This window comes from Pseudocitrobacter sp. 73 (genome assembly GCF_008369545.1).
Lineage (GTDB): Bacteria > Pseudomonadota > Gammaproteobacteria > Enterobacterales > Enterobacteriaceae > Pseudocitrobacter > Pseudocitrobacter vendiensis.
Map to the genome: position 1 here is coordinate 1 of NZ_VTZO01000018.1, position 9,268 is coordinate 9,268.

Below are 9,268 nucleotides of genomic sequence, written 5' to 3' on the forward strand. Positions count from 1 at the left end.
ACTTGTTCGCACCTTCCCTAGGCTTATCCGCCCGTCAGCCATCAGTTTCTGCAGACTCAATACGAAACCTTCATCATTCTTTTCTCTGAGTGAAACAGCATAACTCTGATTCAGCATTTGCACTGCGACTTTGAGTTGCGGTTCGGCGAGAGCCTGACACTTCTCATCCATCCGGCTATAAGAAACCAGCCAGTCTCGCATCTGAATATGTGGTGCCACTCGCTGCCATGCTTCAGCGAAACCCCACAAGGCCGTCAGTTCTTCAAGCCGTGGGATATTTATAGCACCAATCGCGTCTTTAAGAGGCGTATCAAGCAACTCGCTCCTGGCAAGCTCCACCGTGGACTGATAGTGGATGCTCATCAGAAATTCGCTCCATCTTTCTGTATCGTTATTAAAAATTCGGGATATTTGTTGATAAGTTAGCGAGAGCATCTCGTCAAAATCATCCGGAGCAATACCGGGTTCGGTCTGACTAGCTTTGGGATCGCGAAGTAATACTTTAATATCTCGCTCCCCGTATCTGACCACCAGTAAGTAGAGAGCAATAAGAATATGGCGATGATCTTCTGTTGCAGGAACGGTAAGGTTCAGAATATGAATATCATTAACAAACTTCTTCATTAATCGCGGTGTGATACGAGGATACTCAGAGGGTTTCCAGCGCTCAAGCAACACCGTTGCTTCCCGGCACGCTATCCCTGCATCCTCATTTACTGTTTCTTTCCAGTACTGCCTTAACGCTTCCTGCCATCCTGCCGAAATAAGAGGAGGAACCTGAAAACTTACAGGAATCCGCTTTGCAATAAACTCACGCCCGCTGAAACCCGCCACAGAAAGTGAGGCTGAAACCTGTCTTGCCGAATAGGGCACCACTATCCTGAAGTGTTCATGAGTGGCTCCGGCAATAAGCTCCATATCACTCCAGAGCTCTTTCACTTTGTCTGCACTGATTCGGTCCAGATTATCAATGATAAGGATGAAGCGATCTCCATGGGAAATGACCTCTTTGGAGGTAAATCCCTGCAGAGCTTCAGCCAGCTCAATAGCTCCGACCTCCTTATTAACTAGCCAAGTCTCTTCAATCCTGTCAGTACTGTTGCGTTTGAACAAATCACCAATACTCGAATACCCTTTCTTTCTGTACCATTCCATGTTCTGCAGGCATGCCAGTCCTGCGACCATAATGGCAGGAGAAAGAAACGCGGCCACCTCAACATAAAAAAGCCACCCTAATAATGACTCCTTGTTAGTAAAATATTGATTAAGGTCTGTTAGCACATAACGAAGCATCTGCACGGAAAGCAATGACAGTAAAATAAAAACGACGGTCAACCAGCTTAGCCTGCTGCTGACCCTCTTGTCGTATTCAACGATGTTACCCAGAGCCAGATTTTTATACTTATCCAACACATCCCGGGAGCCCGGACATTGTAGGCTGACCCCGTGGTGGATGACATCGATAAGCGCTTTTTTAGTTGAGCCATGATGGTAACGTTCTGCATCAAAGTTAATGAACGTAAAATCATCTTTAAGCTTTTTCTGCAGGAACTTCAATATTGTTGACTTACCTGAACCCAGCTCACCTTCCAGACCAATAATATTGACATCAGGTGTCCTGATGATCTGAGCCACATTCTCTGCAACTTTTTCATGACTGCTGCCTCTAAACATATCCTGGTCAGCGGGTGATTCCGTCTGCAATCGTAGAGTCATTCAGCAATTTCCTTCGTTATAACGTAAGATTCTTTCACTATTAGACACAGTACAGAGCCCACAGCAACCAAATGACTGCAGCCGGGGCAGTTTAGTTTTAAGCATGCATAAGCCGATTTCGATGGAATCCCTTTCACACAATAATATTGAATTGAAGCAATGAAAACATTAATGTGTTTGTTGTGACTAGCTGCAGGGGCCTGGAAGAAATTCCAAAGCCTGACAAACCGGAACAGGGCTTGCTCTGCTCCGGTTTTATCCAGTTCATCTTGAAGCCCTTGTTTTTGTTACATATCCCTGCTCACTCTTTCAGCCATTGTTAAGCTTCTTGTGTGTAATCTGCGAATAATACGGATGCAAAATTGATGCAATGGATTATACATACCTACAGCGCACGTTACGCTGAGCTGAATCGAATTTCAGAGAACGTTCTTCGCTATTACCCTGCCCAGCCAGTTGAACACATTTTATCATCCGGCCCCGAGAGTGACATGTTCTCTGCCTGGTACAGCCTTCATCAGAGTCAAACTAGACGTTATTTACAGGCAAAAGAAGACAGCTACAGAGCTTAAGTCTGACATTATTCGTGGCTGTGTCTGCCTTCGGAGTTTTCAGCTTATCCCGATAACAGCGGTTTTGAAAAATTGACGTTTTTTACACCGGTACATTGCCCGAACGCAATCTCCCCCGTAGCGAAATACCGCCCCGCAGAAAATCGTCCATGCTCGGCATGCCCCTGGAACATCAGCATCTTTTCAATAAAGGTTTTACAGCCTATAGTCTGTATAACACAAAATACACCTTACCTGCTGTATTACAGGGCGGTACTCCCTACTCAGTCTGCGAGGCAGGTCACTTATGAATAATCAGTTCCCGATAAAAACGCTGAACCAGCTCAGACCTGTGCTAATCGGGTTTCGCAAAATCAAGGGCTTCACGCAAAAAGATGTGTCTGAGAGGCTTGGCGTAACGCAGCAAACCTATGCCCGCCTGGAAGCAAACCCTGCTAGCGCCAGTATTGATCGTCTGTACAAGGTATTCAGTATTCTGGGCGTAGAAATAACGCTGTCATCTATTTCCCCTTCACCCTTCATTTCCCACACAGAGATGAGGGGGGCATTTGACAGCACTCCCGCCAGACGGGAGAAATGGTGACTATTAGAAGTTTGCTAGTTTTGTCGAATGACGCCAACTACATGTCCGCATCCATCGAGTAGTGGCTTCAAGCCACGATTGTCACTGCCTCCGCTGCCTTTTTCCAGTAACTCTCTCCTTTTAATTCTAATATTTAGGGGTGTCAACGCAAAGCAGAAACGGCACCTTCTTTGCGAGACAGAAATGACCTGTGATTGCCTGGCCGATTTATGGCAGCTAAGTGCGAGAAGCGGATATAGCGAATTCGCCATTGTACGGGATTAGCAGGTTTACTGAAGCAACCTGCGATGGCGTTATGGCAATAGTCAGTCCCCTGTCCAGTCGGCATAGGTGGCCACCTCGTCACCGCCGGGGATAAACTGATTGAAGCCTCCGCGCAAAATCACTTATTCTTTTCCGTTAATAAAATGCAGGAGCAAAGTCATGACTGGCGAAATTCGTGGGCGAGGCAGGCCACGAAAAACAGAGAGTACCTATACAGGGTAAGGGTGCCAACTTACTGATTTAGTGTATGATGGTGTTTTTGAGGTGCTCCAGTGGCTTCTGTTTCTATCAGCTGTCCCTCCTGTTCAGCTACTGAAGGCGTGGTGCGTAACGGTAAAAGTACTGCCGGACATCAGCGCTATCTCTGCTCTCACTGCCGTAAAACATGGCAGCTACAGTTCACTTACATCGCCTCTCAGCCCGGTACACACCAGAAAATTATTGATATGGCCATGAATGGCGTCGGATGTCGCGCCAGTGCACGCATTATGGGCGTTGGCCTCAACACGATTTTACGACACTTAAAAAACTCAGGCCGCAGTCGGTAAACTCACGCATACAACCGGGCAGTGACGTTATTGTTTGCGCGGAAATGGACGAACAGTGGGGTTACGTCGGCGCTAAATCACGCCAGCGCTGGTTGTTTTACGCGTATGACAGGATACGGAGGACGGTTGTGGCGCACGTATTCGGTGAACGCACGTTGGTCACGCTGGAGCGTCTTCTGGGCCTGCTGTCGGCCTTTGAGGTCGTGGTATGGATGACGGATGGCTGGCCGCTTTATGAATCACGCCTGAAGGGAGAACTGCACGTTATCAGCAAGCGATATACGCAGCGCATTGAGCGGCATAACCTGAATCTGAGGCAGCATCTGGCAAGGCTGGGCAGGAAGTCACTGTCTTTCTCAAAATCGGTGGAGCTGCATGACAAAGTCATCGGGCATTATCTGAACATAAAACACTATCAGTAAGTTGGAGTCATTACCGGTGCTCTGATATATTTATTATACTATAGTGGGGTATGTGTTGATCTTAATGTAATACTCCCCTATAGTATAAGAAATACAGAGCAGTGAGGTAAGCAATGCCCAGTACTCCTGAAGAGAAAAAAAAGGTCCTAACCCGGGTTCGCCGTATCCGGGGTCAGATTGATGCTCTGGAAAGAGCACTTGAAAGTGGCGCTGAATGCCGTTCCGTTCTCCAGCAAATCGCCGCCGTCCGGGGCGCCGCTAACGGACTGATGGCAGAGGTGCTGGAGAGCCACATACGGGAAACCTTTGACCAGAATGACAGCTACAGTCATGAAGTCAGTAAATCAGTTGACGATACGATTGAGCTGGTTCGTGCCTATCTTAAATAGGTGAGGCCATTATTACATTGAGGATATATTACGTATGAAATCACGTGCCGCTGTTGCATTTGCACCAGGGAAGCCCCTGGAGATTGTTGAAATTGATGTTGCTCCGCCTAAAAAAGGCGAGGTGCTGATTAAAAACACCCACACAGGTGTCTGCCATACCGATGCCTTTACCCTCTCAGGGAATGACCCTGAGGGCGTTTTCCCGGTGGTTCTCGGCCACGAGGGAGCCGGTATCGTCGTTGAAGTTGGTGAAGGCGTCACCAGTGTGAAGCCGGGTGACCATGTTATTCCGCTCTACACCGCTGAATGCGGGGAGTGTGAATTCTGCCAGTCCGGTAAAACGAACCTCTGTGTATCGGTTCGCGAGACTCAGGGCAAAGGACTGATGCCTGACGGGACCACTCGCTTTTCATACAACGGTCAGCCTCTTTACCACTACATGGGATGTTCCACATTCAGTGAATACACCGTTGTGGCCGAGGTTTCTCTGGCAAAAATTAACCCGGAGGCGAACCATGAACACGTCTGCCTGTTGGGTTGTGGCGTGACTACCGGTATTGGCGCCGTCCATAACACGGCTAAAGTGCAGCCGGGCGATTCAGTTGCCATTTTTGGTCTGGGGGCAATTGGTCTGGCTGCGGTACAGGGGGCCCGTCAGGCAAAAGCGGGACGTATTATCGCTATCGATACTAATCCGACAAAATTTGACCTGGCCCGTCAGTTCGGGGCCACTGACTGCATTAACCCGAATGATTATGACAAACCGATTAAAGATGTTCTGCTGGATATCAACAAGTGGGGTATTGACCATACCTTTGAATGTATCGGTAACGTTAACGTCATGCGTGCAGCGCTGGAAAGTGCTCACCGTGGGTGGGGGCAGTCCGTTGTCATTGGTGTCGCAGGGGCCGGACAGGAGATTTCCACCCGTCCTTTCCAGCTGGTCACCGGGCGCGTATGGAAAGGTTCCGCGTTTGGCGGAGTAAAAGGCCGCACTCAGCTCCCCGGTATGGTCGAGGATGCCATGAAGGGGGATATTGACCTTGAGCCATTTGTAACCCATACGATGACACTGGATGAAATCAATGACGCCTTCGAGCTTATGCATGAAGGCAAATCTATCCGGACAGTGATTCATTACTGATCCCATCAGAATTTTAATCAACTCAAACTGAAGGAAGTGGAAAATGACAACTCCGGTAATTTCTGGTGACGGCATCTTTTCTCATGTGTTCATTGGCGCAGCCGATGTCGAGAAATCCTCCGCATTTTACGATGTCGTCCTGGGCACGCTTGGTATCAATAACCTCGGCCCGTTTGGCAACGGCTGGGTACTCTATGGCCGCGAAAAGCCGGCATTTATCATTGCCCGTCCGGGCAACGGTGAAGCACCTTCCGCTAACGGGGTGACTGTCGGCTTCGCTGCTGCCACCCCGGAAGAGGTTGATGCTTTCCATGCTGCCGGCCTTGCCGCCGGTGGAGCTGATGAAGGTCAACCTGGCCCGCGTGGTCACCTTCCCGGGGCCTATGCTGCCTACCTGCGGGATCCGGCGGGTAACAAAATCACGGCGTATACGTTTATCTGACGTCCGGATTTAAAGATACTTCCCCTGGCTTCGGTCAGGGGAAATAACCATGAGATAACGGCTGATGGAACTCATTGAGCAGCATGCCAGCTCTGGCGGCTGGCAAAACGTGTACCGGCATTATTCACAATCCCTTAATTGTGAAATGAATTTCGGTGTGTATCTTCCTCCCAAAGCAGTAACAGAAAAACTGCCGGTACTATACTGGTTGTCGGGCCTGACCTGTACTGAGCAGAATTTCATCACCAAATCAGGTATGCAGCATTATGCAGCCCGGCATAACGTCATCGTTGTTGTCCCGGATACCAGTCCCCGGGGTAATAATGTCCCGGATGCCGACAGTTACGATCTTGGCCAGGGGGCCGGTTTTTATCTGAACGCGACGGAACAGCCGTGGAATGTTCATTACAGGATGTATGACTATATTCTCAGAGAGCTTCCGGATGTCGTCATGAATCATTTTCCTGCAACGGCAAGAAAATCTATATCCGGTCATTCTATGGGAGGGCTGGGTGCTCTGGTGCTGGCTCTGCGAAATCCTGGTGAATATGTGAGCGTATCAGCATTTTCCCCGATAGTATCGCCTTCTCAGGTGCCATGGGGGCAACAGGCATTTAGCGCTTACCTGGGTGAAAACAGAAAAACGTGGGAAGCCTACGATCCAGTCAGCCTCATTTTACAGGGTGAAAAATTACCAGAAATCTTCATTGATCAGGGGCTGAGTGACGCCTTTTATGAAGAGCAACTGCGCACCAAAATCCTTGAGAGAGTATGCAATGAGATGAACCTCAATGCGTCGTTCCGATATCATACTGGATACGACCACAGCTATTATTTCATTTCCAGCTTTATTGGTGAGCACATTGCTTACCATGCCAACAGGCTCAGGCTGTCAGCATGAGTTGATTTCCAGCCTCAGAAAATGTGCTTAATTTTCAGGCCTGAACAGGGCCTGAACCCTGCAGACCTGAGATGTACTGTAACTGGTGGCTTCAGCAGTTTCTCTTATGCTCAGTTTCTTGACCTGTCGGTAATACAGAACTTTCTTATGTCGTTCCTGATCGGCCTGTTTGCCCCGGTGAATAGCCACGGATAATCTAGACACTTCCGAGCCGTTGATGGACTGACCCCGCCCCGGTAGACGATCCTGCCCTATAGTTTGGACTGACCCCACGCCTGTAGACAAATCCTGTCCTCACGACGAGGCCTGTTCGAAGGCCTCCGGACTGACGCCGCCGAGGTGGCTGTGGCGCCGGGACCGGTTATAGAAGACTTCAATGTAATCGAAGATCCGCCCGGGCCAGATCCCTGGTTTTATATATGCGTTTTCTGATCCGTTCTTTTTTCAGCGAACTGAAGAACGATTCGGCCACCGCATTATCCCAGCAGTTGCCACGCCGGCTCATGCTCGGCGCCAGGTTATTGGCCCGGTAGAAGCGCTGCCAGTCGTCACTGCCGTACTGGCTGCCCTGGACGCCCTTCTAAGAGTCAAGCTGTTATCGGGATACTGTTGATCCGCCTGTTTTGATTGCGCAGTAACGTGTAAACTTCGCGGGAGATATATCGCTTTAGACAGCGTATCGCTTCCATTTTTGTATGTCCTTCGGCTACACGCCTGGCGACATATTCCTTTGTTTTTGCGTCAGTTCGTAAGCGTCCGATGGCGATGATGTGAAGTGCACTATTTGCAGCACGATCTCCACCACGATTAAGTCGGTAACGGTTCGTTTTTCCAGAAGAAACGGGGACCGGGCTGACACCACACAGTGCCGCAAATCCTGATTCTGATCTTAACCGTTGAGGATTGTCTCCGGCAGTGATCAGCAACTGTGAAGCGCTTTCGTATCCGATAGCATTACGTTTAATCAGCTCAGGTGCCAACTCGTCGACAATTGCCGCAATCATGACATCCAGATCAGCGATTTCGTCATGTAACTCGAGATAGCGTCGGGCAAGGGACTTTAATGAAATGCGATAAACGTTGGTTACATTGCGGTATTCACTGGCATCAGGTCTCCAGGAACCCAGGGTCCTGATGAGCTGCATGCGCGTCATATTTCTGAGCTGTTCACGTAATTCATCCGGGGCAGAGATAATATTTGAATGGATAATCTGGAGAGCGACTCTGCGGGCTGATATTGCTGTTTTTCGGCAAGTTTTTAATACCCGCAGGGACTCAATCATGCCATCACGCGTTTTGGGAGTAACTGTCCTGATGCCTGAGAATGCTGCATGAGCGGCACATTCAGCATCAATTGTGTCACTTTTACCCCGTTTGCGTCGCTCCATCCGGTCTGGAGCAGTCACCTCAAGAACTTCTAACCCGGCGTTCTGAAAATAACGAAGCAAACCGGAACCATAGGTACCTGTGCACTCAACACCAATTCACTTTAATGTCCCAAACGAGGTCATCCATGCCAGCATCTGCCGGTAACCTTGTCGTGTTGTGGAGAAATACTGAGTCCCAAGGACTTTATTGTTCTGATCTACGACAGCGGCAACGTGCAAATCTTTATGTGTATCCACGCCACCCACAACGGCAGCTTCGGTAACTTTATCAACCATGACAGAGCTCCTGTGAGGAAACAGAGTTGAATCTCCAGACAGATAACCTGGACAGGACAGTAACGAGACAAGCCGTCAGGCCCTTCTTGAGTCACGCGCATCGGTGAGGAGATGCCTCGCATGAAGGCGCTTCCGGCAACCGACGGGTCCAGGGCAGGACACAAAAGGTCGATCGCTGTGTGAGTCAGGATGCGGGAAGGTCTTCACTGCATCAGTAATCACACCAATCTGGTTAAACGGCAAACTAAGTGGTGGTAAAGACTGACATCGGCATTATTACTATCGCTGTGGAACATCACCCCGACGGGCTTACCACGGGTTTCCCATGCCATTTCCAGTGCTTTCATGGTGAGCCTGCTGTCCGGCGAGAACGACATGGCCCAGCCCACTGGTTTTCTTGCGAACAGGTCGAGAACAACGGCGAGGTACGCCCAGCGCTTACCCGTCCAGAGTAGAGTAAGAGGCAGGGCGTAGTCGGACTATTTCCCTGCCTCTCCTCCCCGAACCGGACGTGCACCTTTCAGCGCATCCGGCTCTCCATTTAAATGCTGGCGAACGCCATTGCCACTTCTGTAAAGCGCGATGTATACGTGTTTCTGTTCTCCGTCCTCAGATAGGGATTA

The 9,268-nt window shown here is 49.5% G+C and carries 7 protein-coding genes and 5 pseudogenes; 6 read left to right on the forward strand and 6 right to left on the reverse strand.

Going from position 1 to position 9,268, the window contains the following annotated elements; translation table 11 throughout:
* A partial coding sequence (locus F0Q32_RS18215; RefSeq protein WP_223145807.1) for a P-loop NTPase fold protein occupies window positions 1-1,716 on the reverse strand: 1,716 nt, incomplete at its 3' end.
* 858 nt (window positions 1,717-2,574) lie between these two features.
* Here F0Q32_RS18215 and F0Q32_RS18220 point away from each other — a divergent pair.
* From F0Q32_RS18220 to fghA, 6 genes are all read left to right on the forward strand, one after another.
* Complete coding sequence (locus tag F0Q32_RS18220) at window positions 2,575-2,871, forward strand: helix-turn-helix transcriptional regulator (protein WP_017384073.1); 297 nt, start codon at window positions 2,575-2,577, stop codon at window positions 2,869-2,871.
* Window positions 2,872-3,407: 536 nt separating this feature from the next.
* Window positions 3,408-4,105, forward strand: a protein-coding gene (locus F0Q32_RS18225) for an IS1 family transposase (protein WP_223479951.1) whose coding sequence is annotated in 2 segments (ribosomal slippage) — window positions 3,408-3,657 and window positions 3,657-4,105 — 699 coding nt in all. Because the reading frame shifts where the segments join, the coding sequence is not laid out codon by codon here.
* Window positions 4,106-4,218: 113 nt separating this feature from the next.
* Entirely contained in the window at window positions 4,219-4,494 is a 276-nt protein-coding gene (gene frmR, locus F0Q32_RS18230) for a formaldehyde-responsive transcriptional repressor FrmR (RefSeq protein ID WP_017384071.1), read from the forward strand.
* A 34-nt stretch (window positions 4,495-4,528) separates the two neighbouring features.
* Window positions 4,529-5,638: an S-(hydroxymethyl)glutathione dehydrogenase gene (gene frmA, locus F0Q32_RS18235; RefSeq protein ID WP_017384070.1), complete on the forward strand. Its 1,110-nt coding sequence runs from the start codon at window positions 4,529-4,531 to the stop codon at window positions 5,636-5,638.
* 43 nt (window positions 5,639-5,681) lie between these two features.
* Window positions 5,682-6,080, forward strand: coding sequence for a VOC family protein (locus tag F0Q32_RS18240; RefSeq protein ID WP_012561111.1), 399 nt, complete (start codon window positions 5,682-5,684; stop codon window positions 6,078-6,080).
* A gap of 64 nt (window positions 6,081-6,144) precedes the next feature.
* Window positions 6,145-6,981, forward strand: a complete 837-nt coding sequence (gene fghA / locus F0Q32_RS18245) for an S-formylglutathione hydrolase (RefSeq protein ID WP_012561110.1) — start codon at window positions 6,145-6,147, stop codon at window positions 6,979-6,981.
* 27 nt (window positions 6,982-7,008) lie between these two features.
* Here the strand turns inward: fghA and F0Q32_RS18250 are convergent.
* From F0Q32_RS18250 to F0Q32_RS26205, 5 pseudogenes are all read right to left on the reverse strand, one after another.
* A pseudogene (locus F0Q32_RS18250) lies at window positions 7,009-7,161 on the reverse strand (resolvase); the annotation flags it as partial.
* A 114-nt stretch (window positions 7,162-7,275) separates the two neighbouring features.
* Window positions 7,276-7,552, reverse strand: a pseudogene (locus tag F0Q32_RS18255) (IS3 family transposase); the annotation flags it as partial.
* A 16-nt stretch (window positions 7,553-7,568) separates the two neighbouring features.
* A pseudogene (locus F0Q32_RS18260) lies at window positions 7,569-8,645 on the reverse strand (IS110 family transposase).
* Window positions 8,646-8,917: 272 nt separating this feature from the next.
* Window positions 8,918-9,106, reverse strand: a pseudogene (locus tag F0Q32_RS18270) (DDE-type integrase/transposase/recombinase); the annotation flags it as partial.
* An 80-nt stretch (window positions 9,107-9,186) separates the two neighbouring features.
* A pseudogene (locus F0Q32_RS26205) lies at window positions 9,187-9,268 on the reverse strand (reverse transcriptase); the annotation flags it as partial.